The following is a 26,392-nucleotide window of genomic DNA, read 5'->3' as shown; positions in this document are numbered from 1 at the left end:
TGTTAAATTTGCACGTTCTTTGTAAGAATTGGCAATATTTTTGATTATTATTAAGAAATATTCAATTTCTATAAATACAAGTCTTATCAAAAAAACGAGAAAAAAAATACTAAAATGGCTAGGGTACTTTGTGCTCTTTTTAGTGTTGATGAGTATTTTGCTTTCTGTTTCTGCTGTACAAACTAAAATAGGGAATTATTATACCCACAAAATTAATCAAGATTTTGGAACAGATTTAACTATAAGTAAAGTAGATCTTTCTCTTTTAGGTAGTGTTCAGCTTAAAGGCGTACAAATTCGAGACCATCATAAAGACACTTTAATCTTTGTTAATAAATTACAAACATCTCTTCTCAATGCAAAACGAATTTTAAATAGCGAGGTTAATTTAGAAAGTATTTATTTAGAAGAAGCATCGTTTTATATGAAGAAGTATAAAGGCGAAGATGAAGATAATTTGGCTGTGTTTATAGCTTCTTTTGATAGTGGTAAACCTAAAGATACGCTTGCAAATCCTTTTGTTTTAAAAACATCTAACGTTTATGTAAATAATTTAAATTATAAAATTACAAATGCCAATTTAAAAGATTCTGTAAATTATATCGTAAAAAATGCTGTTGGTAATTTACAAGATTTGGCTATAATTGGGCCAAACTTTTCATCAAAAATAAGAGGTTTACATTTTACTGATAAATACGGATTACAGGTTTCTAATTTAACTACAGATTTTTCGTATTCTAAAACTGCAATGCATTTTGTAGCAACAACTTTACAAACAAAAAAATCTAATATAAAAGCCGATATTCATTTTACCTATAAACGAGAAGATTTGGCAGACTTTAACAACAAAGTACAAATAAATGCCAATTTTAAAAAGAGTTCTGTTGCCATACAAGATATTAAAAAGTTTTATAAAGAGTTAAATGGTAATGATATACTTACGCTTAAAGGGAAATTAGAAGGGAAATTAAATAATTTTGATGTCCATAAATTAGATTTATATTCTAAAAAAGGCCTTAAGGTTAAAGGTGATTTATCTTTCGTAAATTCTGTAAATACAGAAAGAGGTTTTATTTTTGAAGGCAATTTAGATAATTTAACAGCTACTTATAAAGAATTAAGAGGTGTTTTGCCTAACGTATTGGGTAAAAATTTGCCATCAGAATTCGATAAACTAGGCAAATTCAATATTAACGGCCTTGTAAAAGTTACGCCAGAACAAATTCAAGCAAATATTAAAGTAAATTCCGAAATTGGTGCTGCAATTTCAGATTTACAAATATTAGAAATAGACAATATTGATTATGCCAATTACCATGGCAAAATTGAGTTTAAGAATTTTGATATTGGTAAGTTTTTTAACGATCCTTTATTCGGTAAAATATCTTTAGTGGGCGATGTTGATGGAAGTGGTTTTAAACTGGATAATGTAAACACTAAATTTATAGGAGATATTTCAGAATTTCAATTCAAAAATTATAGCTATACTAATATTTCTGCAAATGGTGAATATCAAAATAATAAGTTTGATGGCGAGTTAACCATAGATGATCAGAATTTTAAAATGAAATTTAATGGTTTGGCAGATTTATCTTCTAAAGTTCATAAATTCGATTTTAAATCAGCAATAACCTATTTAAATTTAAAAGAAACCAACCTTTTTACAAGAGATAGTATTGCTGATTTAAAAGGATTAATTGAGTTGGATATAGAAGGTAATACATTTGATGATATTATAGGAAACGCTGTTTTTAAAAATGTTTTTTATACCAATCAAAAAGAAGAGTTCCGTTTTAAAGAGTTTAAAGTATCGTCATCACTTAAAGACAGTATTAAAACTATAGAATTAGTATCTGAAGATATTGCAAAAGGATATGTTACTGGTAAATTTACATTTTCAGAAGTTTCAAAAGTAGCACAAAATGCTTTGGGTAGTATTTACACCAACTATCAACCTTATAAAGTAGCACCTAATCAGTTTTTAGATTTTAATTTTACAGTTTATAATCAAGTAGTAAATGTCTTTTTTCCAGAAGTTTATATTGATGACAATACCAAAGTAAAAGGAAAAATTGCCTCTAATAAAAATCAATTAAAAGTAACATTTTCATCACCAAGAATAGATATTTATGGAAACGAATTGAAAGAAATTTTATTAAGAACAGATAATCAAAATCCTTTTTACAATTCGCATTTAACAGCATCAGAAGTCAATACAAAACATTATAAAGTATCAAAACTTAACCTTATCAATAAAACAGAAAATGATACTTTATATTTTAAATCAGAATTTGATGGTGGTTTAAAAAACAACGAAAATTTTAATTTAGATTTTTATTATACCATTAATAAAGATAAAAAATCTGTTGTCGGTTTCGAAAAATCAACCTTTAGTATTAAAAATACAGCTTGGAATATTAATCCTGATGCAAATAATACCGATAAAATTATATTCGATTTAAAAAATAACGACTTTAACTTTAGTCAGTTCAAGTTGGTTTCTGGAGAACAAGAAATTAAATTTAAAGGAAGTGTAAAAGGTACATCAGAAAAAAATCTATCAGCAGATTTTACCAAAGTAAAACTACAAAGTTTTTTACCAGAAATAGATAGTTTGGCATTAAAAGGTAAAGTGTCTGGAAATCTAGATTTTATTCAGAATAACAATATTTACAAACCAGAAGCTGCTTTAATTATCAAAGATTTTGAAGTAAATAACTTTAAACAGGGTGAGTTGGCTATTAGTATTATTGGAGACAATTCTTACCAAAAATATAACGTAGATTTATCTATAAAAAATGAAAAAGTAAAAAGTATTGCAGCTAGAGGAGATTTAGATTTTACCAACTCAAGGCCCTTAATAGATCTTGAAGTTTTTCTAGAAGAATACAATTTAGAAGCATTCAGTCCTTTAGGGCAAGATGTAATATCATCTTTAAGAGGCAGTGTAACAGGTAATTTTAATTTAAGGGGTTTTTTAAGAAATCCAGATATGCAAGGTACATTAACACTTAAAAATGCGGGTTTAAAATTTCCTTATTTAAATGTCGATTATGATTTTGCAGGTGATGCAACAATCTCTTTAGATCAGCAATCATTTATTTTAGATGATATTAATTTATTAGATACCAAATACAAATCTAAAGGTAAATTTTTAGGAAGCATTACACATCAAAATTTTGAACAGTGGTTTTTAGATTTAGAAATTCTAACAGACAATTTAGTGGCACTAGACACTAAAGATAGTGAAGAGGCACTTTATTATGGTACTATTTTTATGGATGGTTCTGTTTCAATAACAGGTTTAACCGATCAAATTACAATTAATGTTAATGCAAAAACAAACCCAAACACCACGTTTGTAGTACCTTTAAAAGATGTAGAAACTGTAGATAGTTATAGCCTAATTCATTTTAAAACCGATAAAACCAACACAGAAGAGAGGCAAAGAGAATTGGCAAAAGAAGCCATTAAAGGCTTAGATTTAAATATAGATTTAGAGGTAACCAAAGATGCAGAAGCACAAGTGGTTATTGATGAAGAAAACGGAAGCCAATTAACAGGTAGAGGTTCAGGAAATCTTCAAATACGAATTAATACTAGAGGTAAATTTAACATGTTTGGAGATTTTAGAATAGACAATGGAGTCTATGATTTTAAATATGGAGGTATTATTAATAAACCTTTTATCATTCAAAAAGGAGGTATAGTATCTTGGAATGGTAACCCTTATGAAGCCAATTTAGATGTAACTGCCATTTATAAGGCAAAAGCAAATCCAGGGGTTTTATTGCAAAATTTTAGTACCAATAGAAAAGAAGAAATAGACTTAGTTACAAGAATAACAGGGGGCTTATTCGATTCTAAACAAGAACTAGATATTCAATTAACCAATGTAGATCCTACCATAGCAAGTGAACTAGAATTTATTTTAAATGATAATAATGTAAACGAAAAAACAACTCAATTCATTTCATTATTAGCTTTTGGCACGTTTAGAAACCCAGATAGAGTTAGTTTTGATGTAAATAATACTTTAGCAGGTACAGCTTCAAGCGCTATTGCTGGTGCATTTTCTAGCTTATTAAATAGTCCAGATAGTAAGTTTCAGTTAGGGTTAGATTATCAACAAGGAGAAGTAAATGATATTGATCGTTTGAATATAGACAATCAAGTAGATTTATCTGTAAGTACGCACTTAAGTGATAGGGTAATCATTAATGGTAAAGTTGGTGTGCCTGTTGGGTCTGAAACCCAGTCTAGTGTTATAGGCGAAGTTAAAATTGAAGTATTATTAAACCCAGAAGGAAATTTTAGAGGCGTTATTTTTAATAGGCAAAACGAAATACAATATTCTCAGCAAGAAGAAGGCTATACGCAAGGTGCAGGTTTTTCTTATCAAGTAAACTTTAATACATTATCTGGCTTGCTTAAAAAAATAGGTTTAAAAAAAGAAATTAAAAAGAAAAAACCAGTTAAAAAAGATTCTACAATAAGAAAAAGAAACAATTTAATTAATTTTGAAGGGAATTAAAGGCCTTGTTTCAGCCAAAAAGAGTTAAATAAAAATGAGATGATAAACGCAAACGTTTTCGGTTTCAAAAGACTATTATCCCTTTTAAAATAAAGGGTTTGTAGCCTATAACGTTTTCGTAATTTTTTTATTTTAAATGATTAAAAAGCAGTAAATTTACATCATAAATTATGGAGAAAATTAAAAAAATAGGAGTCATGACATCTGGAGGAGATGCTCCAGGCATGAACGCAGCAATTAGATCTGTAGTAAGAACTTGTGCCTTTTACAAAATAGAATGTGTTGGTATTTACAGAGGTTATGAAGGGATGATTGAAGGTGATTTTACAAATCTTAATGCAAGAAGTGTAAAAGGTATTATTAATAAAGGAGGAACTTTTTTAAAATCGGCAAGGTCTAAACAATTTATGACCAAAGAAGGTAGAAAAAAAGCTTACGATAACTTAAAAGCAGCCGAAATTGATGCTATTGTAGCCATTGGTGGAGATGGTACATTTACAGGTGCCTTGGTTTTTAACGAAGAATATGGTTTTCCAGTAATGGGTATACCAGGTACTATTGATAACGATATTTTTGGTACATCACATACATTGGGTTATGATACAGCACTTAATACTGTTGTAGATGTAATTGATAAAATTAGAGATACAGCATCTTCACATAATAGATTGTTTTTTATTGAAGTTATGGGTAGAGATGCAGGTCATATTGCACTAAATGTAGGAGTAGGAGCTGGTGCCGAAGAAATTTTAATACCAGAAGAAGATTTAGGCTTAGAGCGTTTAGTAGATTCTTTAAAACGAAGTAAACAATCTGGTAAATCATCTAGTATTGTTGTTGTGGCAGAAGGTGATAAAACAGGTAGAAATGTTTTTGAATTAAAAGATTACGTAAATGAACACATGCCAGAGTATGATGTAAGAGTATCTGTTTTAGGCCACATGCAAAGAGGAGGTTCACCATCTTGTTTTGATAGAGTATTAGCAAGTAGAATGGGCGTAAGAGCAGTAGAAGACTTAATGAAAGGCAAAACAAATTTAATGGTGGGGTTAATTAGCGATAAAATAGCGGTTACTCATTTAGAACAAGCAGTTAAAGGAAAATCAGAAATAAATCAAGAATTAATACGTGTGTCAGACATAATGACCACATAACATCTTAAATTAAGTATATAATGATAAAAGTAGGAATTAACGGATTTGGTAGAATAGGAAGATTAGCTTTCAGACAAACAGTATCAAGAGATAACGTACAAGTTGTTGCAATTAACGACTTATTAGACGTTGATTATTTAGCATACATGTTAAAATATGATTCAGTTCATGGAGCATTTGATGGTGATGTTGAGGTAAAAGATGGTAAATTAGTTGTAAACGGTAACGAAATTAGAATTACAGCAGAAAGAAATCCAGCAGATTTAAAGTGGGATGAAGTTGGTGCTGAGTATGTTATTGAATCTACAGGTTTTTTCTTAACAGAAGAAACAGCAGGTAAACATTTAGAAGCAGGAGCTAAAAAAGTAGTATTATCTGCACCTTCTAAAGATCATACACCTATGTTTGTAATGGGGGTAAACAATACAGAATTAAAAGCAGATCAAAAGATTTTTTCTAATGCATCTTGTACAACAAACTGTTTAGCGCCAATAACTAAAGTTTTAAACGATAACTTTGGTATTGTAGAAGGTTTAATGACCACTGTGCATGCTGCAACAGCAACGCAAAAAACTGTTGATGGACCATCTATGAAAGATTGGAGAGGTGGACGTTCTGCAATAGGTAACGTTATTCCTTCTTCTACAGGAGCAGCAAAAGCGGTAGGTAAAGTTATTCCTGCAATGAATGGTAAATTAACAGGTATGGCTTTTAGAATACCAACTATGGATGTATCTGTTGTAGATTTAACTGTAAAGTTAGAAAAAGCGGCTTCTTACGAAGAAATTTGTGCAGCAATGAAAGCAGCTTCTGAAAGCGGACCAATGAAAGGTGTTTTAGGTTATACTGAAGATATGGTGGTATCTCAAGATTTTGTTGGAGATTCTAGAACTTCAATATTCGATGCTAAAGCTGGTATTGCTTTAAATGATAACTTTGTAAAAGTTGTTTCTTGGTATGATAACGAAATGGGATATTCAACTAAGATTGTAGATTTAATTGAATATGCAGCTTCTTTGTAATAACAAAAGGTAATTAAAAATAAATAAAACCTAATAGTTACATGCTATTGGGTTTTTTTATTTTAGTAATTTAAAATATAATAATATGGAAATAGCAATTATTGCTCATGATGGTATGAAAGCTGAAATGGTTCAATTTTTAAATGAACACAAAGAAACATTACTTCAAAAAAAAATTAAGTTAATTTCTACAGGCACAACAGGGTCTAAGGCAGAGAAAGCAGGTTTTAAAGTAACTAAATTTTTATCTGGCCCAATTGGTGGAGATGCACAAATAGCAAGTAGAGTAGCAGAAGGTAAATGTAATATGGTTTTATTTTTTAGAGATCCACATGCAAAACATCCTCATGAACCAGATATTATTATGTTATTAAGAATTTGCGATGTACATAATGTGCCCTTAGCAACAAATCCTGCAACTGCAGATTTATTAATAAGTGCTATTTAATAGCAATTACACTAATTTCTACATTTACAAATTTAGGTAAATTAGCAACTTCTACAGTTTCTCTTGCGGGTGCTGTTGCTTCCTGAAAATATTTTCCATATACAGCATTTATGCTAGAAAATTGATGCATATCAGCAATAAAAATAGATGTTTTTATTACATTTTCAAAAGTCATTTCAGCAGCATCTAAAACAGCTTTTAAATTTTCCATTACTTGTGTAGTTTCTGCTTCAATTGAATCTAAAACCAAATCTCCAGAATCTGGGTTAATTGCAATTTGACCAGAAGTATATAAAGTATTTCCGCTTAAAACGGCTTGATTGTATGGGCCAATAGGTGTAGGTGCTTTAGCTGTTGTAATTATTTTCTTCATTTTTTTAAACTTCAAGTTTTACAAGTTTTTTAGGTTGTTGATTATTAAAATAATCTATCTGGTGGTTTATTTTTATCCCATTTTAAATCAGATAAAGTAGACGATTTTACACCAATAAAAAAGGTATAAGAAGAAATTGAGCCAAAAGGAACCCAATTAAAATTGAATTGCCAACTGTCTAAATCTCTCGAAAAATTAAATCTTGAAAATGAAAATGCACCTCCTTTAATATCATAACCAGAAGAATATCCAATTTTCCATTTAGGTGATAGTTCTATGTTTCCGCTAAAACCTAAGGTGTGATTTTGAATTTCTCCAGGTTCAAGCCCTGTGTTTCTATAATTAGCAGCATAAACTAAACTTACAGACCAAGGTATTTTTGCATTATACAATTCTGTTCTTTTTGTTTCTCCTTTTTTATTATTCATGCTTTGATTTCCTCCAGGAACTCCCTGCCTGTTTGTTGGGTCTATTTGTGCGCCCATAGTATCTGTTGGGTTATTGGCACCATTACCATTCTTGTCATCATTTTTTTTGTCTTTGTCAAAATCAGTACTAGAAATAGAATAATTAGCTGTTAGGGTTGCACTTTGCAATCTAAAAATGTTCGGATTAAATTGGTTAATAGTTTGTCCATCTTCATTTACTTGATAAGGATTTAAAGATCCGTTTAAGTTTAGGGCAAGTTTGTCTTTAAACAATCGTGTACCTGCATTAAAACTAACGTTGGCCCATCGTAAACTATCTGCTGCAAAATTATAAGATGTGTTAAAATTAAGGTTATTTAATAGCATTACTTTTTCATCTTCCTCATCACTATCTTGGTCTTTGGGGGCCATTTTAGCCTCTAAGACATTGTTTATAGAAATACCAACAGAATTTGTTAACCCAGTTCCTGGTGCACTGTACAGGCTTTGATCAAAAATAGTATAACTTAGTACATCAGTTGGGTCATCACTTTGTTGTACTTGTCTTATAAATTTTGTTCCAAAGTCTGGTGTATAATTGTAAGAAATTGTTGGTCTAAAGGTATGTCTTATTGCTTTTAATCTTCCTTTTTTAAAATTAAAAGTACCATAAATATTGGTAGATAAACTAACGCTTGCATTGTAAGTTCTAAATGTTTTAAAACCTGTTAAAGTATCTGTTACTACTTCTTTATTGGTTGCGTCGTATTGTTTATCAATATAATTAAAATTCCAACTTTCTTGATAATTAACACTTGGTGATAATGTAAAATATTTAAAGGCTTTAATGTTTGTATTTGTACCTGTTCTATGTTGTACCCCAGATTTTGCAGTTTGAAACATTCTTGGTGTAAAAAACTCATCATCTGTAGTGTTAATTAAATATTGGCCTTGCATATTATAATTAAAACCAAGCTTTTGAATTGGGTTTTTCTTCACACCACCTTTACCTACAAACGGATATACTCTGTTCATGTTAAGGGTTAACGAAGGCAGAGTCATGGTAATACTTTCTGTATTTGTATTTTGTTGATGTGATGCGGTTACAGCCATATTAAAAGGTGTACCAACAAAGGTTTTACTATAATTTATAGATGAATTTAAGGTGTTATTTTGATTTTGTGCAGCGTTAAACTGATTTAAAGATTCTCTAAAAAATTTACTACTACCCAAATTTACAGATGCTGTAAACCTAGAGTTGGGGCTAGCTTTTGCATCTTGGCTATGACTCCAACGTATATTAAACTGGTTGCTTTTACTAAAATCATCAAAACCTCTAATACCACTAATGTTACTTTCATAATTAAAATTAAAAGTTCCATTAAATTGATATCGTTTTGTGTAGTTAGAGTTTGCTCTTAGTCCCCAACTTCCATTCGCCCAAGCATCACCTGTAAGGGTTAAATCTACATAATCATTTATAGCAAAATAATATCCACCATTTTGTAAACCAACACCTCTATCACTACTACCTGTATCAAAAGCAGGAATTAGAAATCCAGAAGTACTAGTTTCACTCATAGGAAAATAAGCAAAAGGCAAAACTAAAGGCGTGGGCACATCTGCTAAAACCAAGTTACTAAGTCCAACAATAATTTTTTTACCAGGTACTAATTTTGCTTTATTAGTTCTTATATAATAATCAGGAACCTCTTTTTCAGAAGTAGTAAATCGTATTTTACGAATGTAGATTGTAGAATCGTTTACGCGCTTTGTTTTGGTACCGTAAGTAAACATTTCGCCTTGTTTGGTTTTTAAACCATAAATTAAAGCACGTTTACTTTTAAAATTATAGAGTATAGAGTCTTGTTCAGATTCTTGGCCACCTTGTTTAAAAACAGGTCTTTGGTTATAGCCAGTACTGTCTAAAATACCTTTTGCAAAAAGGGTGTTTTTTTTATAATCTATAATTACAATACCGGCTTTTAAATCAATATCAGTATAAGTAATATTGGCCTCGTTGTATAAAGTTACTGTTTTTTCTTTCGCATTCTGAATGGTATAATCTTTTGCGATGTGTTTAATAATATCTTCAATTGATTCTTTTGGTTTAATAGAATCATTTACAATAGAGTCTTTATTTTTTAATAATAACGTGTCTTTTTTAAGTAGTTTTAGAGAGTCTTTTCCATTCGTTTTTAGAGAATCTTTTAAAACAATAGGAACTTCAATTTTTCCTTGCGACTTTATATCTTGTGAAAAACCAATTCTTGTAATAAAGAAACAGCTAAATAAAAGTAAGTATGATAGGTTTGATTGCAATGCTATAAATACTATTTTTGTAGATGAGTAAAAGTATGGCTCAATATTTGAATCACAAAATTAATGATGCCAAAATTAGTTAAATTTTATTGATGAATTTTCTACAAACCCACAAATTTAATACCAAACTAAAAAACTTGTTTTTTTTAGGATTTTCTTTGGTTGTATTTTTTTCTTTATCAACGGTAAATGCACAAAAAAAGTATACCATTGTTTTAGATGCGGGTCATGGTGGTAAAGATCCTGGTAATTTAGGAAATGGGTACAAAGAAAAAAATATTGCTTTAAAAGTTGCTTTAGAGGTTGGCAATCAACTGCATAAAGAAAAAGATATTAAAGTAATATATACTAGAAAAAAAGATGTGTATCCAGAACTCTGGAAAAGAGGAGAAATTGCAAATAATGCCAAAGCAGATTTATTTGTATCTATTCACTGCGATTCACATACTTCTAATGCGTATGGGGCAGGAACTTTTGTTTTAGGATTAAGAGGTAATAAAAAAAACCTAGAAATTGCTAAAAGAGAAAATGCTTCGATTCTTTTAGAAGACAACTACGAAAAAAGGTATAAGGGCTTTGATCCAAATTCTGCAGAATCTGTAATCGGTTTATCGCTTTTACAAGAAGAAAACTTAGATAAAAGCTTAGAGTTAGCCAGTCTTATTCAAAATAACTTTGCGTATAAATTAAAAAGGAATAATAGAAAAGTAAAACAAGATAATTTTCAAGTATTAAGAGAAACAATTATGCCTAGTGTTTTGGTAGAGTTGGGTTTTTTAACCAATAAAAAAGAGGGTAGGTTTTTAAATTCTAAAAAGGGGCAACAACAAATGGCAAAAGCTATTGCAGATGCTGTAAAAAATTATGTACGTAATTTAAAACTAAATACAGTATTTACCAATGAAATTCTTGATGATTATAATGTTGTTAAAGATGTTGTAGAGTTTAAAATACAAATAGCATCTGGTAAAAATAAAATACCAACAAAACCTTACAATTTTAAAGGTCTAAATAATGTTCAAAGAGTAAAAATAGGTAGTTATTATAAATATTATTATGGGGTAACTTCTTCTTACAAAGCAGCATTAAAATCAATAAAAATTGCAAAGCAAAAAGGTTTTAAATCTGCATTTATGGTAGCTTTTAAAAACGGAGAAAAAGTATCTGTAAAAGAAGTAAATAAATTGCCGTAAATTTGGGATACTCTAACAAAAATAATTAGTAATATTGTTAACAAATTTCTAAAGATGTCAAAAGAATTAAAAACAGGTATAGTAATTGTATTAATTATAATTGGTTTTTTTTGGGGATTCAATTTCTTAAAAGGCCACGATTTGTTAGATGGTAAAGCGCGTACTTTTAACGTTGAATATTCTAAAATTGGGGGTTTAAATAAAGCAAGTGCTGTTACTTTAAATGGCCTAAAAGTAGGGCAAGTTAGCAATATTGTTTTTGATGAAAGAGTAGCAACAAGAGGGCATCTTATTGTTACCTTTAACGTAGAAAATGATTTTGAATTTTCTAAAAATAGTGTGGTTAGAATATACTCACCAAATCCGTTAGCAGGATCAAGTTTAGCCATTATTCCAGATTATGAGGGTCAACCTGCAGTTTCTGGAGATACATTACAAGGTGAAATGGAAGAGAGCTTATTTACTTCTATAGGCGAAAGGTTAGACCCTTTACAGACTAAAGTTGAAAAAGTTATTGAAAAGGCTGACACGCTTTTTGCAGGAATTAATAAAATTTTAAATAATGAAACTATAGACGGAATTAACAACTCTGTGACCGATTTTTCTGTAATAATTTCAGAATTAAAGCAAACCATAAGGTCTGTAAATAATATGGTTGCCGACAATCAAGGTAACCTAAAAACTACTATAGAAAACACTAAAAATATTACCGAAAATCTTAATAAGTTATCAGACACACTAACAACAGTAAACATTAATAGTATTGTTGCAAAAGCAGAAAATGCGATAGATAATTTTAATCAGTTATCTAAAAAACTCAATGCTAACCAAGGTACAATGGGTAAGTTGTTAAATGACGATAAATTATACAATAATATTGAGGCTGCAACTAAAGAACTAGAGCAATTATTAAGAGACTTAAAATTGAACCCAAAAAGATACGTTCATTTTTCAGTATTTGGTAAAAAACCAAAAGAATATAGCCCATCTTTGCCTGATAGTTTGCAAGTAATTAAAGAGTAAACCTTTATAAATAGGAAAAATAACATGCAATATTTACCCAACATATTTTTTGCGTTAGCGTTAATAGCTGGTATTGGTTTTTTTGTGATGAATGTCAAAAAATTATCAAGAAACATCAAATTAGGAAAAGATGTAAACAGAACAGATCGAAAATCGGAACGTTTAAAAAATATGATGATGATTGCTTTGGGGCAATCTAAAATGGTTAAAAGACCATTTTCTGGGTTTTTACATATCATTGTGTATGTGGGTTTCATCATTATAAATATCGAGGTTTTAGAAATTATTATTGATGGATTGTTTGGTACACACCGAGTTTTTCTAAACGTAATTCCAAAATCAGTATATGGATTTTTAATCGGCACTTTTGAAATTTTAGCAGTTCTTGTTTTAATAACCGTCATTATTTTTTGGTTAAGAAGAAATGTTTCTGATATCAAGCGTTTTATGAGCAGAGAAATGAAAGGTTGGCCCAAAAAAGATGGAAACTACATTTTGTATTTCGAAATTGTTTTAATGACCTTGTTTCTAACAATGAATGCTACAGATACTGCTTTTCAAGAAGCAGGATCTGGTAATCTTATCAGTCAATTTCTTGTACCTTTATTCGATGGATTTTCTCCTGAAGCTCTCCATATAATAGAAAGAACAGCTTGGTGGATTCATATTTTAGGAATCTTAACTTTTCTGAATTACTTATACTATTCTAAGCATTTACATATTTTATTGGCGTTTCCAAACACCTATTTTGCGAATTTAAATCCTAAAGGACAATTCAATAATTTAGAGTCGGTTACTAAAGAAGTAAAATTAATGATGGATCCAGATGCAGATCCGTATGCAATGCCAGAAGAAGGTGCTGAAGACGAAGTTCCAGAAAAATTTGGTGCCTCAGAGGTTACCGATTTAAATTGGGTGCAATTATTAAACGCTTATACATGTACAGAATGTGGTAGGTGTACCTCTGCTTGTCCTGCAAATTTAACAGGTAAAAAACTATCTCCTCGTAAAATTATGATGGATACCAGAGATCGTTTAGAAGAAGTGGGTAGAAATATTGATGCAAATAATGGCGAGTTTAAAGATGATGGTAAACAACTGTTATACGATTTTATTACGCCAGAAGAATTATGGGCATGTACAAGTTGCAATGCTTGTGTAGAAGAATGTCCTGTAAATATCGATCCATTATCTATTATTATGGATATGCGTAGATACTTGGTGATGGAGCAAAGTGCAGCACCACAAGAGTTAAACATGATGATGACCAATGTAGAAAACAATGGTGCTCCTTGGCCATACAATCAACAAGACAGATTAAACTGGGCAAACGAAGAGTAAGTTGCCTCTGTTTCCCCAAAAGGGAGCAAAGTGTAGCTTCTAATGGAAATTTTTTTTCGTAAATTAGTAAAATATTAGATTTTTTTTTAACCATAAACAACGTAACCCTTGCGTGTGTTCCCCTTTGGGGAATCAGGGGCTTTTAGTATGAACGTACCAACAATGGCAGATATGATGGCCCAAGGCAAAAAACCAGAAGTATTATTTTGGGTGGGTGCTGCAGGAAGTTATGATGATAGAGCCAAAAAAATAAGTAGAGCTTTTGTTAAAATATTACACCAAGCCAATGTAGATTTTGCAGTTTTAGGTACAGAAGAATCATCAACAGGAGATGCTGCAAAAAGAGCAGGAAACGAGTTTTTATTTCAAATGCAAGCTATGATGAATATTGAGGTTTTAAATGGTTATGAAGTGAAAAAAATTGTAACCTGTGATCCACATTCTTTCAATACACTAAAAAATGAATATCCTGCTTTAGGAGGTAAATACGAGGTGTATCATCATACACAATTTATACAAAACTTAATTTCAGAAGGGCGTTTAAGTATAAATGATGCTACGTTAAAAGGAAAAAGAGTTACTTTTCACGATCCTTGTTATTTAGGTAGAGCCAATGAAGTGTACGAATCTCCAAGAGATTTAATTAGAAGATTGGGGGTAAATCTTACAGAAATGAAACGCCATAAAGAAACAGCTTTATGTTGTGGTGCAGGTGGTGCACAAATGTTTAAAGATGCAGAACCTGGTGATAAAGAAGTAAACGTTTTACGAACTGAAGATGCTCTAAAAACCAAACCAAACATTATTGCAACAGGTTGCCCTTATTGCAATACAATGATGACAGATGGTATTAAATTTAAAGAAAAAGAAAATCAAGTTTTGGTAAAAGATATTGCAGAGTTAATTGCTGAAGCTAATAAATTATAAACCATGAAAAACGTATTTATTGTATTTCTGTTTTGTTTGATGGTATTTTCTTGTGGAAAAAAAGAAGTTGAAAAAGAGACCACAGAGTCTAAAGAACAAGAAATAGAGAAAGTAGTACCTAAGTTAGAAAAAATTGAAGAGCCCGAAATTCAAGAGTATGTACCTGAGTTAATTTTTACCGTTCAAATTGCGGCATTAAGTAAACAAAATAATAATTTATACAGTATTGAAGGTATCAATACTTACGATGAAAACGGATTGACAAAATTTCGATTAGGTGATTTTGAAACTTATAAAGAAGCTAGAGCATTCAGATTGCAAATTTTAAAGAAATATAAAGGTGCTTTTATTCAGGCATTAAAAAATGGTGAGCCAATATCAATAACAGAAGCTTTACAAAACTAGTTTTATGGAAAAACAATTTCAGAACGATATCGTTTTAGAATTACCAGATATCACTAAAATTGAGTTTAATAGAATTGATAAAAGTTACTTAAAAGTAATCAGTATCAATTTTTTTTTAGTTTTAGTTTCTTTATTGGTGGGGTTAATTGTTTTACATCAATTTCTTTTTACAGAAGAATTCAATGAGTTTGTAATGTATATTTATAGTGTCTTTTTTTTATGCTTTGGATGTGTTTTTGGCTTTATTCTATTCAGTTTTCCGCTAAGAAAATATGCTCTAAGAGACAAGGACATTTCTTATAAACGTGGCTTATTAATTAAAAAATTAACTACGGTACCTTTTACAAGAATACAACATGTAGAAATAGATGAAAAACCAATTTCAAGACTTTTTGGCTTATCTTCTTTAAGTGTTTATACTGCTGGAGATAGCAGTGATGATCTTGAAATTAAAGGGTTAACCAAAGAAACAGCATTACAAATAAAAGAATTTATTAGTACAAAAATAGATGCCTAATTCATTCGATTTTTCTCAATTTTCAAAACAATCTGCAAAAGGAATTTTTGTTATTTATGTAAATCTTATTTACAAGGTTGTAAAAGCATTATGGATACTTTTATTCATTTTTATACAGCGTTTTTCTAAACTTTCAACTACAAATACAACCTATATTTATTTAGGTATTGTAGTGCTTCTACTAGTTTTATTGGTAAGAGCGTATTTGATTTATAAAAATTTTCAGTTTAAAATAGAAAATGAACATTTTATCTTAAAACAAGGTATTCTTAAAAAAACTAATACTTCTATAGCTTTTGAAAGAATTCAAAATATTAATTTTAAACAAAATCTTGTTCAACAAATTATTGGAGTTTTTGAGGTGAGTATAGAAACTGCAGGCTCTAGCAAAACAGAAATATCTATAAAAGCGTTATCGTTAGAAAAAGCAACAGCTTTAAAAGAATTTATAGCTAAAAATAAAAGTGTTGATCAAAAAGATTTTCTAAAAGAAGAAAATAAACCATTAGTAAACATTGGTGTTAAAGAGTTGTTTAAAGTAAGTTTAACCGAAAATCACCTCCAAAATTTATTCTTATTTTTAGCATTATTATTTGGGTTATTCAATCAAATTCAACAGATTTTTGATGGTTTAGGGCAAATAGAAAATTTAGATGGTTTTATAGAAGAAAATGCCAATGCTTTTTCTGCGAGTCTTTTTTTTATTTTCTTTATGCTAATTTCTCTTACAATTATTGCATTACTTACCTCTTTTGTTAGAATTTTTCTAATTCATTTTAATTTAACAGCTTACTTAAAAAAGGACGCTTTCGAAATCAATCAAGGTTTATTTACCAAGAAATCTATTGTTTTAAAAAAGGCAAAAGTGCAGAATATTACCATTTCTACAAATCCTTTAAAGCGTATTATTGGCATTTCTTTTGTTACCTTTAAACAAGCAGTTAGTGGTAAATTAAATCACAAAAAGAAAGACAAATTAATACGAATTGTGGGTTGTAAAAAAGACCAAGTAAAAACAATAAAATCAAGTCTATTCAATGCTGATGAGGTTGAAAATTGCGAAAAAAAATACCCAGATCATTATTTTAAAAGAAGACTTTTCACCTTTACATTTTTATTTTTGATTATTGCTTATTTTAGTATTTTTTTAGGATTCCAACACTACGAAATCTTCTATTCAGTAATTCTAGTAATCCCTTTTGTCGTATTTTTGATTCTTAAAAAGGTTAAAAAACGATTTTATAAAATATCGGATGATATGTTGCTGGTAGGCAAAGGATTATTAGAAACACATCATACGTATTTAGAAATTTTTAAAGTACAAAACATACAAATGCAACAAACTATTTTTCAAAAAAGAAGCAATGTTGCAGATTTGGTGTTGCAAACAGCGTCAGGTAAAATAAAAATTCCTTGTATTCCTTTTCATGATGCTATTAAAATTTATAATCATACCTTGTATAAAGTAGAAACTAGCCAAAAAGAATGGATGTAAAAAGTTTTATAAAAGCAGCCAGATTGCGCACTTTGCCATTGTCTGTTTCTGGTATTATTGTGGGAAGTTTTCTTGGTAATAGAGATGAATTTATGATGAGTACTGCTGATATGTATGTTCCTATTCCAGTACATTCAAGTATTTTATGGTTATGTATTTTAACCACAATCGGCTTTCAGGTATTATCTAACTTTGCAAACGATTATGGAGATGGAATTAAAGGTTCAGACAAAAACAGAACAGGTGAAGCAAGAATGGTATCTTCTGGTGCAATTACGCCCAAACAAATGAAAATGGCAATGATTATTACAACAATCATCACTTTACTAATTGCTTTATTATTAATTTATGTAGCTTTTGGTAGTGAAAATTTCGGTTATTCTATATTGTTCTTTTTTCTTGGCATTGCATCTATTGCAGCAGCAATAAAATATACGGTTGGTAATTCTGCTTATGGATATTCTGGTTTTGGTGATGTTTTTGTGTTTTTGTTTTTTGGGTTGTTAAGTGTAGTTGGTAGTTATTTTCTGTACACTAAAACCATTAATTTCGAAATATTTTTACCTGCAATTTCTATAGGCCTATTAAGTACAGCAGTGCTTAATTTAAACAATTTAAGAGATAGAGAAGAAGATAAAAAGAACAATAAAAATACATTGGTAGTAAAATTAGGAGGTGAAAAGGCCAAAAAATACCATTATTTTTTAATTCTTGGAGCTTTGGTTACAGCCATAATTTATGCGTATTTGAATTTTAAAAGTGAATATCAATTTTTGTTTTTAATTGCTTTTATTCCTTTAATAATCAATATACGAACAGTCGCTAAAAATAAAATTCCTAGTGAATTAGATAGCGAGTTGAAAAAAGTTGCTTTAAGTACTTTTTTATTCGCCATTCTTTTTGGGATTGGGAATACATTTTTTTAAAACAATAAACGTTCACATTATAAATGAAAACAGTAAAAATAATTTTAGGAATCATTACTGCAATTACACTTGTGTTTTTTGCAACAGGTTTGGTGGTTAAAGAAACAAGTTACTCTGCAGAAGTTACCATTAATAAACCAATTGAAGAGGTATTTATGGCTTTTAATAAAAAAGGGAATATCAAAAATTGGATTCCAGAAGTAAAATCTGTTGAAGTATTAAACGAAAATTTAGGAACAACAGGTAGTACTTATAAAATGGTAGTTGAAAATCAAGGACAAGAAATTACAATGACAGAAAAAGTAATGGCTTACATACCTAATGAAAAGGTTACTTTATTTTTTGATGCCGAAAATATGTTAAAGACAGACGATTATTCGTTTACCAAAAAAAACCGAACAACAACAATTACGCTCAATGCAAGTTGCCAAAGCGATTCTTATATTATGGCGTGTATGTTTCCGTATTTTAAAGGTACATTTCAAACACAAGACCAATTGTATTTAAACAATTTTAAGGAATTTATAGAAAAGCAGTAAATTGTAATGAAAGCAACCTATAAAAAGTATATTCTCAATTTTAAAAATCCAAGTGGTACTTCACGAGGTGTTTTAAGAACCAAAGAAACGTGGTTTATTATTATAGAAAAAGACAATAAAATTGGTATTGGAGAAACAGGATTGTTTAGAGGATTAAGCATAGATGATGTTGCCAATTACAAAGAAACGTTAGCCTGGGTTTGTACAAATATTGGCAAAGGTTTAGATTTTTTATTGGCTAAAATGGCACACTTCCCATCAATCCAATTTGGCTTAGAACAAGCCTTTTTATCTTTAGATAGCAAAGATAAATTTCAATTATTTCCCTCAAAATTTACTAAAGGAGAAGAATTCATCAACATTAATGGATTGATTTGGATGGGCGAAAAACAATTTATGAAAAATCAAATCAAAGAAAAACTAAAAGCTGGTTTTTCGTGCATTAAAATGAAAATTGGTGCTATTGATTTTGATGCTGAAATTGAGTTGTTAAGGTCTATTCGAAATCAATTTTCATCAGAAGATATAACACTTAGAGTAGATGCAAATGGTGCGTTTAATCCTAAAAATGCGCTTGAAAAATTACAACGATTATCAGACCTAGATATCCATTCTATAGAGCAACCTATAAAACAAGGTCAATTAGAAGAAATGGCTAGCTTGTGTGATAAAACACCTTTGCCAATTGCCTTAGATGAAGAATTAATAGGTGTTTTTTCATCCGAAGAAAAGCAAAAAATAATTACCCAAATTAATCCTCAATACATTATTCTAAAACCAAGTTTAGTAGGTGGTTTTGCAGGGAGTACAGAATGGATTAAATTTGCTGAAGAGCAAAATATTGGTTGGTGGATTACATCTGCTTTAGAAAGTAATGTTGGGTTAAATGCCATAGCACAATTTACGTATCAATTGCAAAATAAACTACCACAAGGTTTAGGTACAGGGAGTTTGTTTACCAATAATTTTGAGAGCCCATTAGAGGTTAAAAACGGAACGTTACAATACAATCTAACACAAAATTGGAATTTTAATTTAGTGTAAAGCCATTCTGAAATTGATTCAGAATTTCAAAAGAAAATAAAATGAATTACATACAACAAGGTTATAAAGGAGATTTAGGGATGTGGAAATACCTGGTTTTTGCAGGTTTATTTTTCGGGTTTATGGCCTTGAATTTTATCGGATTGATAATTCTAGAAAACTTAGATCCAAACTTTGATATTGAGCAAATGATGAAAGATCAAATTGCGGCTAAAGGTGCAAGCCAATTTTTGATAGAAAATTTAATTCCGTTTGCAATCGGTTTAATTGCTTTGTTTCTTTGGGTGAAATTTCTACACAAACAAACGCTAACTTCATTAACCACATCAAGACCAAAAGTTGATTGGAAACGTATCTTTTTTGCATTTGCGCTTTGGGGCAGTGTAACTGCTTTTTTCTTGGTTTTAGATTATAATTTATCTCCAGAAAATTATCAATGGAATTTTAATTTAGATAAATTTTTGATGCTTGCTGTTATTGGTATTTTACTAATTCCATTACAAACCAGTTTCGAAGAGTATTTTTTTAGAGGTTATTTAATGCAAGGTTTAGGTATTGTTACAAAAAACAGGTGGTTTCCGTTAATTTTTACCTCTGTAGTTTTTGGCTTATTGCACATTGCAAATCCTGAAGTAGATAAATTGGGTTACGGAATTTTAGTGTATTATATTGGTACAGGTTTTTTTCTTGGGATTATCACCTTAATGGATGAAGGTTTGGAATTGGCATTGGGTTTCCATGCAGCCAATAACTTAATCACGGCCTTGTTGGTTACTGCAGATTGGACTGTTTTTCAAACAGATTCTGTATTGATAGATCTTTCTGAACCCGAATTAGGATTTGATGTTTTTGTGCCTGTGTTTGTCTTTTTTCCTTTGTTGATTTTAGCTTTTGCAAAAAAATACAAATGGAACAACTGGAAAGAAAAACTTGCTGGAACCATAGAAAAACCAGTACATCTAGAAGAAAACTATAGAGTTTTAGACGATCTTGGTACAGAATAAATTTCATAAAAGTTTTAAACTCAATGGAATTTCTTTTAATACTGTTGATGAAATCTTAAGGTATACTAAAGATTTTTCTGTTGATATACATCAGTTTTTAGAAAATTGGTTTGCTGCAGAGCATGCTATTTTAGTGCAAACTTCTGGCTCTACAGGTTTGCCAAAATCAATTCAACTAAAAAAAGAATTGATGCAAAATTCTGCATTAGCTACAGGTGCTTTTTTTAATTTACCTAAAAATACAACTGCATTACTGTGTTTGCCAACTCAATATATAGCTGGTAAAATGATGTTGGTTAGGGCAATAACTTTAGGTTGGCATTTAGATGTTGTAGAACCTAGTTCAAATCCTTTAGAAAAGATAGAAAAAAACTACGATTTTTCTGCTATGGTACCTTTACAATTAGAAAACTCATTGCTGAAAATCAAGAAAATAAAAAAACTTATTGTTGGTGGTGGTGTGGTTTCTAATTTGTTGCAAAAAAAGTTACAACACCTTTCTACAGAAGTTTTTGCAACCTATGGAATGACAGAAACAATTACACATATAGCTGTAAAAAAATTAAACAAGCCTTTGTCTTTTATAGGTAGAATTACCAAAACCTCTTTTGAAACTAAAGTAAATTCTTTTTATCAAACCTTACCCAACGTAACCATTTATAAAGATCAAAGAAATTGTTTGGTAATTTCTGCACCAAAAGTGGCAGAAAAATTAGTAGTAACCAATGATGTTGTTCAGTTAATTTCTGATACCCAATTTCAATGGCTAGGACGTTTTGATAATGTAATCAATTCTGGAGGTGTAAAGTTACACCCAGAGAAAATTGAAGAAAAACTTTCGAAAATAATTGAAAATCGTTTTTTTGTAGCAGGAATCAATGATGAAAAGTTAGGTGAAAAATTGATTTTAATTCTAGAGGCTAGTCCTAAAAATGATATTTTAGGTAAAGCCGAGAAATCCCTTTTAAGTAAAATTCAAAATTTAACTTCATTATCAAAATTTGAAAAACCCAAAGAAATTTATTTTACTTCACAATTTATAGAAACCAAAACAGGTAAAATACAAAGAACACAAACCCTTCAAAAAATCTTCACTAAATAAAAATACCGTTTTACTTTTAAAACGATTGTGTTTACTCAATCCGTATTTTTTAATTTATAATTCGTAGTTAGTTTTATATCAACTTTAAAACTTACACTATGTATAAAATACTTTTTTATCTGTTGTTACTTTTCGGATATTTAACAACACAATCTCAAGAAAAAAATATTACCGGAATTGTTTCTGATGCTTCTGGAGGGCTGCCAGGAGTTTCTGTTGTTATTAAAGGAACAACTGTTGGTACACAAACCGATTTTAATGGCAAATATGCTATAAAAGCAAAAATTAATGACGTGTTAGTCTTTTCGTATTTGGGTTTTAAAACCATAAAAAGAAAGGTAGGTCAATCAACAATAATCAACGTTTCTTTAATTGAAAATCAAAATAATTTAGAAGAAATTGTAATTGTTGGTTATGGAAACTCTAGAGGTAAAACACATACTTCTAGCTATGCAGTATCTGCTATTAAAGCACAAAAAAGAAAAGCGTATCATAACAAAATAAGTAAAGCGCTTAAAGGAAGTGTTGCTGGAGTACGAATTAAAAATTCAATTAAAAATGACAAAAAACAAAGTACAAAAAGTACAAGTTTAACAACCAAAATAAAAGAACCTTTATACATTGTAGACGGTGTTCCTATTCAAAAAAGCTATAATACGATCATTAAAAATTTAAATTCGAACGATATTGCAAAGGTTAATGTGTACAAAAGGTATAAAGCAAAAAAAATTTTTGGTGCAGCTGCAAAAAATGGTTGTGTTGTAATTACCACAAAAAAAGGGAATTATAGATTAGAAAATGAGGAGTCTTATGCGCAAATACACGAAAACACTTTTAAAAGAGTTGCCTTAAATCCGTTATCTACCTTTTCTATTGATGTAGATAAGTCTTCTTATAGCAATGTAAGAAGAATGATTAATAATGGACAAAAAGTACCCTTTGATGCTGTTAAAATCGAAGAAATGATTAACTATTTTGATTATCAATATGCACAACCAAAAGATGCCCATCCTTTTGCAATTCATACAGAATTTTCTGAAACACCTTGGAATAACACAACCAAACTTGTTAAAATTGGTTTGCAAGGAAAAAATTATGCGCAAGAAGCATTACCCCCATCTAATCTTACTTTTTTAATAGATGTTTCAGGCTCTATGGCATCTCAAAACAAATTACCACTATTAAAATCTGCTTTTAAACTTTTGGTAAATCAACTCAGAGCAAAAGATAAAGTGTCTATTGTGGTTTACGCAGGTGCAGCTGGTGTTGTGTTACAGCCTACTGCTGGAAATAAAAAAGAAATTATTTTAAACGCATTGCAAAATCTAGAATCTGGTGGTGCAACAGCTGGTGGAAAAGGTATAGAATTGGCATACAAATTAGCGGAGAAAAACTTTAAAAAGAAAGGTAATAATAGAGTGATTTTAGCTACTGATGGAGATTTTAATGTTGGTGCTTCAACAAATACAAAAATGGAAGAATTGATTCTAGAAAAACGAAAATCTGGCGTGTTTTTATCGGTTTTAGGTTTTGGTTATGGTAATTATAAAGATGCAAAACTTGAAATTTTAGCAGACAAAGGTAATGGCAATCACGCGTATATCGATTCTATGCTAGAAGCACAAAAGGTTTTTGGAAAAGAATTTGGAGGTACTTTGCATACTATTGCTAAAGATGTTAAAATTCAGGTAGAATTTAATCCTAATAAAGTAAAAGGGTATAGATTAGTTGGTTATGAAAATAGATTGCTAAATGATGAAGATTTTTTAGATGATACTATTGATGCTGGTGAATTAGGTGCTGGTCATAAAGTTACAGCATTGTACGAAATTATTCTTGAAGGTGAAAAAAGTGATTTTTTAAAGGATGTACCAGAACTAAAATACAAGTCACCCAAAAAAATAACTTTATCTAATGAGGATGAATTATTTACGGTAAAGTTTAGGTATAAAAAACCAAAAGGAACTCAAAGTATAGAAATGGTTAAAGTTCAGAAAAATCAAATTACTCAACCTTCAAAAGACATGCAGTTTGCTGCAGCTGTAGCCCTTTTTGGTATGAAATTGAGAAAATCTCAATACACTAAAAATGTAGAAAATTCAATTATTTTAGAGCTGGCAAAAAATGGGAGAGGAGATGATTTAGATGGTTACAGGGCCGAATTTATAAGATTGGTTAAAAGTATTTAAAATAGAATACAATACGTTTTGTAAAAAAAAAAGATCGTCTAAAAGAAATTTTAGACGATCTAATTGTTTTGTTACAAAAAACTACTTGCTATAAATATTACTAGAGTTCCTGTAGTTGGGCTTATTTTTATACCAATCATTATATTCAAAACCATCACTTAAAACCCAAGTTATAAAATTTAGATGCGCTGTATCTACACTTGCATTTTCAATAGGATATTCAAATCTACTTGGAAAATTAATAGCCCAAGGTAAATTTTCAACAGTTTTGTAATATTTACCACTGTTTGGGTTACTATCATCAGCAGATTGACCAAAGATTGAAGTGTCAGCTAAATCACTAGGAGCATAATTTGCCAAGTGTACTTCTTTACCTCTTTCTTTATTAATAATGATAAAAGGATTGTAAGGTGCTACCCCAAATGCATCTTGATTTACAGGTGTTGCTAATTTAATATTTACTTTTAAAGTATCTGCCAGTTGAAATAATTGATCTTGTCTTGTATTGGCAAAACCATGTTGTTTTGCATTGTCAAACACTATAATAGTAGCACTACTTTGGTTAGCTTCTGTACCATTTGCGTTATTTTGTATGTAACCTTCTGTATATTCTGTGCCAGTAACAGACTCTATTAAGGTAGGTGCTATGCCATCAATTGTAAATCCAAAACCATTTTCATAATTGGCACCAATAGCTCTTACTATAAATTTACCTTCTAACTCAACTACGTTATTGTCGGCATTGGTAATTCTGTTAAAATTATAATCTATAATTAAATCGTTAAAGTCATAATCTCCAGTTGATGGCCATAAATCCTCATAAGCTAAAGATCCAAAATTGGTACTGTTAGGATAGTAATTATTGAATGCACGTTCAGGATCTTCAGGATAATCATCAAAGCTATCGTAAACGCCATCTTCATCTGTATCTACAGGATCAGGATTTGATATCTGGATATTTTCAATTTCAACATTTTCTATAGGGTTTGCTGTTGCGTAAAAAACAGCATCGTTAAAATCATTATCACCATAAGGACGAATTAAATCTTCGAATGCAATTAAGATTACGTCTCTTTCTTGGTCTAAAAGGAGTATAGAATGCTGGCGATGTTCGGCATTTTCTTCTGGGTTTAATTCTTGGTTAGAATATAGTAAGCCTCTACCTTCTGTTACCTCTTGTGATGGTCCATGCCAACCATCTCTTAATAATATCCAACCTACAACTGTGTTTTTTTCAAATGTACCTAAGTAAACTTTATCTCCAGATCTTAATCCACCACCAGAAAATTCGAAAGACGCATTTGGGAAAATTACATTACATTCTTTAATATCATCGGTTGTTGTTGGCGGAAAATCTCTATCGTAAGTATAATAAGCAAGCGCATTTCTGTAACCAGCACCTTCAGAAACAAAGGTTACCCAAACATCAGCCTTGTCTAAAATCACCAAGTTTTGTTCGTTTACACCAGTTAAATATTCTGGGTGATATTCTGGTACTGGGTTATTTTCTGGTAATGCAATGTTAACATCATTTAAAAAATCTCCACTAACATAGTCTGCCTCATCTTCTAAATAATTTGGCACACCATTACCATCATAACCACCTATATAATTGATAGTTATATTTGCATTAAAGTTTTTTTGAAGAGTGTTTTCCACTTTGTTATATAATGCTTTGTTTTTAGAGTCTACTCTAGCTTTACCACTAACTCTACCACCAAATGTATAGTATATGTTTCCATTTTCTATAGGCACTTTTACTTCTGGAATAAAACCTATAAAATCTGTTTTTAAAACTACCTCAGTAATATCTGCTTCAAAGTCATAATCAAAACTTAATTCACCTTGACTATTTGTAACACCATTCGTTATTTCTATTCCTTCTTCCTCTTCTAAATTGGTCCAAATACTCACTTTAACATTAGCAACAGGATTGTTTGCATTGTCTTTTGTAAAAAGTGATATTTTTGTTTTGTTAGAATTATTCCAATCAAAGTTAGCGCTTGCTTTTAAATTGTTAATTGTGGTGGTCTCTGGGGTTAAATCTTCTTGAGGGAACTTATGTTCGCATGAGCTTAAAATTAAAAGCAATATTAATAGTAAACTAGAGGGAAAGGTTTTCATAATCTTTTGTTTTTTTTATATTCAATTAAATGGTTAATCTTTACGTTACAAAACTATAAAATATTAGTTTTTATTTTTTTAAATCGAGATAATTGTATTATTCATCTAGATAAAAAGAAAGAAAGTGTTGACGAATGGTATTGGTCTAAACTCCTATTATTGTGTTTTTGTCTAATGATTTTATAATTACATTCTTTTCATAAAAAAAAAATAAATTCATTTAAGTGCTTTAAAATAATGAATTATGGCTTAACAAGAGTTTTGTGTTGATACTTTTTTTAAAAAAAAGTTATATTAATTGAA

Annotated in this window: 20 protein-coding genes; 17 read left to right on the top strand and 3 right to left on the bottom strand. The window is 30.0% G+C overall.

Annotation, left to right across the window (positions count from 1 at the left end; translation table 11 throughout):
- The first annotated feature begins 148 nt into the window (after positions 1-148).
- The 4 genes from SJY27_RS04960 to SJY27_RS04945 all read left to right on the top strand — a co-directional run bounded on the left by SJY27_RS04960 (position 149) and on the right by SJY27_RS04945 (position 7,158).
- Positions 149-4,534, top strand: coding sequence for a translocation/assembly module TamB domain-containing protein (locus tag SJY27_RS04960; RefSeq protein ID WP_397447154.1), 4,386 nt, complete (start codon positions 149-151; stop codon positions 4,532-4,534).
- 167 nt (positions 4,535-4,701) lie between these two features.
- On the top strand, positions 4,702-5,688 hold the full coding sequence (gene pfkA / locus SJY27_RS04955; RefSeq protein WP_397447899.1) for a 6-phosphofructokinase: 987 nt from the start codon (positions 4,702-4,704) through the stop codon (positions 5,686-5,688).
- Positions 5,689-5,708: 20 nt separating this feature from the next.
- Positions 5,709-6,710 carry a type I glyceraldehyde-3-phosphate dehydrogenase gene (gene gap / locus SJY27_RS04950; protein ID WP_397447153.1) on the top strand — a complete coding sequence of 334 codons (1,002 nt, stop codon included), beginning with the start codon at positions 5,709-5,711 and terminating at the stop codon, positions 6,708-6,710.
- 85 nt (positions 6,711-6,795) lie between these two features.
- Positions 6,796-7,158 carry a methylglyoxal synthase gene (locus tag SJY27_RS04945; RefSeq protein WP_397447152.1) on the top strand — a complete coding sequence of 121 codons (363 nt, stop codon included), beginning with the start codon at positions 6,796-6,798 and terminating at the stop codon, positions 7,156-7,158.
- On the opposite strand, the gene SJY27_RS04940 is transcribed toward SJY27_RS04945, so the two are convergent.
- Together SJY27_RS04940 and SJY27_RS04935 are read right to left on the bottom strand one after the other, a co-directional pair.
- Complete coding sequence (locus tag SJY27_RS04940; protein WP_397447150.1) at positions 7,151-7,531, bottom strand: Rid family detoxifying hydrolase; 381 nt, start codon at positions 7,529-7,531, stop codon at positions 7,151-7,153. The two genes, SJY27_RS04945 and SJY27_RS04940, sit on opposite strands and share 8 nt — an antisense overlap.
- A 44-nt stretch (positions 7,532-7,575) precedes the next feature.
- A complete protein-coding gene (locus SJY27_RS04935) occupies positions 7,576-10,260 on the bottom strand; it encodes a putative LPS assembly protein LptD (RefSeq protein ID WP_397447148.1) in 2,685 nt (894 codons plus the stop codon).
- Positions 10,261-10,352: 92 nt separating this feature from the next.
- Here SJY27_RS04935 and SJY27_RS04930 point away from each other — a divergent pair, with 92 nt between their 5' ends.
- The 13 genes from SJY27_RS04930 to SJY27_RS04870 all read left to right on the top strand — a co-directional run bounded on the left by SJY27_RS04930 (position 10,353) and on the right by SJY27_RS04870 (position 23,965).
- On the top strand, positions 10,353-11,453 hold the full coding sequence (locus tag SJY27_RS04930) for an N-acetylmuramoyl-L-alanine amidase (RefSeq protein WP_397447147.1): 1,101 nt from the start codon (positions 10,353-10,355) through the stop codon (positions 11,451-11,453).
- Positions 11,454-11,507: 54 nt separating this feature from the next.
- Positions 11,508-12,476: an MlaD family protein gene (locus SJY27_RS04925; RefSeq protein ID WP_397447146.1), complete on the top strand. Its 969-nt coding sequence runs from the start codon at positions 11,508-11,510 to the stop codon at positions 12,474-12,476.
- A 24-nt stretch (positions 12,477-12,500) separates the two neighbouring features.
- Positions 12,501-13,817 carry a 4Fe-4S dicluster domain-containing protein gene (locus SJY27_RS04920; protein WP_397447145.1) on the top strand — a complete coding sequence of 439 codons (1,317 nt, stop codon included), beginning with the start codon at positions 12,501-12,503 and terminating at the stop codon, positions 13,815-13,817.
- Positions 13,818-13,964: 147 nt separating this feature from the next.
- On the top strand, positions 13,965-14,744 hold the full coding sequence (locus tag SJY27_RS04915) for a (Fe-S)-binding protein (RefSeq protein ID WP_397447144.1): 780 nt from the start codon (positions 13,965-13,967) through the stop codon (positions 14,742-14,744).
- Between the two features lie 3 nt (positions 14,745-14,747).
- Positions 14,748-15,149, top strand: a complete 402-nt coding sequence (locus SJY27_RS04910) for an SPOR domain-containing protein (protein WP_397447143.1) — start codon at positions 14,748-14,750, stop codon at positions 15,147-15,149.
- A gap of 4 nt (positions 15,150-15,153) precedes the next feature.
- Positions 15,154-15,666 carry a PH domain-containing protein gene (locus SJY27_RS04905; protein ID WP_397447142.1) on the top strand — a complete coding sequence of 171 codons (513 nt, stop codon included), beginning with the start codon at positions 15,154-15,156 and terminating at the stop codon, positions 15,664-15,666.
- The gene (locus tag SJY27_RS04900) at positions 15,659-17,161 is read left to right on the top strand and encodes a PH domain-containing protein (protein WP_397447141.1); all 1,503 of its coding nucleotides are present in this window, start codon (positions 15,659-15,661) and stop codon (positions 17,159-17,161) included. The genes SJY27_RS04905 and SJY27_RS04900 overlap by 8 nt, the downstream gene beginning before the upstream one ends.
- Complete coding sequence (gene menA / locus SJY27_RS04895) at positions 17,152-18,087, top strand: 1,4-dihydroxy-2-naphthoate octaprenyltransferase (protein WP_397447140.1); 936 nt, start codon at positions 17,152-17,154, stop codon at positions 18,085-18,087. The genes SJY27_RS04900 and menA overlap by 10 nt, the downstream gene beginning before the upstream one ends.
- A 23-nt stretch (positions 18,088-18,110) precedes the next feature.
- Positions 18,111-18,626: an SRPBCC family protein gene (locus tag SJY27_RS04890; protein WP_397447139.1), complete on the top strand. Its 516-nt coding sequence runs from the start codon at positions 18,111-18,113 to the stop codon at positions 18,624-18,626.
- A gap of 6 nt (positions 18,627-18,632) precedes the next feature.
- Positions 18,633-19,670 carry an o-succinylbenzoate synthase gene (locus SJY27_RS04885; RefSeq protein ID WP_397447138.1) on the top strand — a complete coding sequence of 346 codons (1,038 nt, stop codon included), beginning with the start codon at positions 18,633-18,635 and terminating at the stop codon, positions 19,668-19,670.
- A gap of 41 nt (positions 19,671-19,711) precedes the next feature.
- Entirely contained in the window at positions 19,712-20,674 is a 963-nt protein-coding gene (locus tag SJY27_RS04880) for a lysostaphin resistance A-like protein (RefSeq protein WP_397447137.1), read from the top strand.
- Entirely contained in the window at positions 20,661-21,776 is a 1,116-nt protein-coding gene (locus SJY27_RS04875; protein ID WP_397447136.1) for an AMP-binding protein, read from the top strand. The genes SJY27_RS04880 and SJY27_RS04875 overlap by 14 nt, the downstream gene beginning before the upstream one ends.
- 98 nt (positions 21,777-21,874) lie before the next feature.
- Entirely contained in the window at positions 21,875-23,965 is a 2,091-nt protein-coding gene (locus SJY27_RS04870) for a von Willebrand factor type A domain-containing protein (protein WP_397447135.1), read from the top strand.
- An 81-nt stretch (positions 23,966-24,046) separates the two neighbouring features.
- Here SJY27_RS04870 and SJY27_RS04865 read toward each other — a convergent pair whose 3' ends face one another.
- Positions 24,047-26,089, bottom strand: coding sequence for an LruC domain-containing protein (locus SJY27_RS04865; protein WP_397447134.1), 2,043 nt, complete (start codon positions 26,087-26,089; stop codon positions 24,047-24,049).
- Positions 26,090-26,392: the final 303 nt, after the last annotated feature.

It is taken from the genome of Polaribacter sp. R77954, from assembly GCF_044595335.1.
Classification (GTDB): domain Bacteria; phylum Bacteroidota; class Bacteroidia; order Flavobacteriales; family Flavobacteriaceae; genus Polaribacter.
Note: the sequence above shows the minus strand (reverse complement) of the source record. Positions and strands in the feature narration are given on the sequence as shown.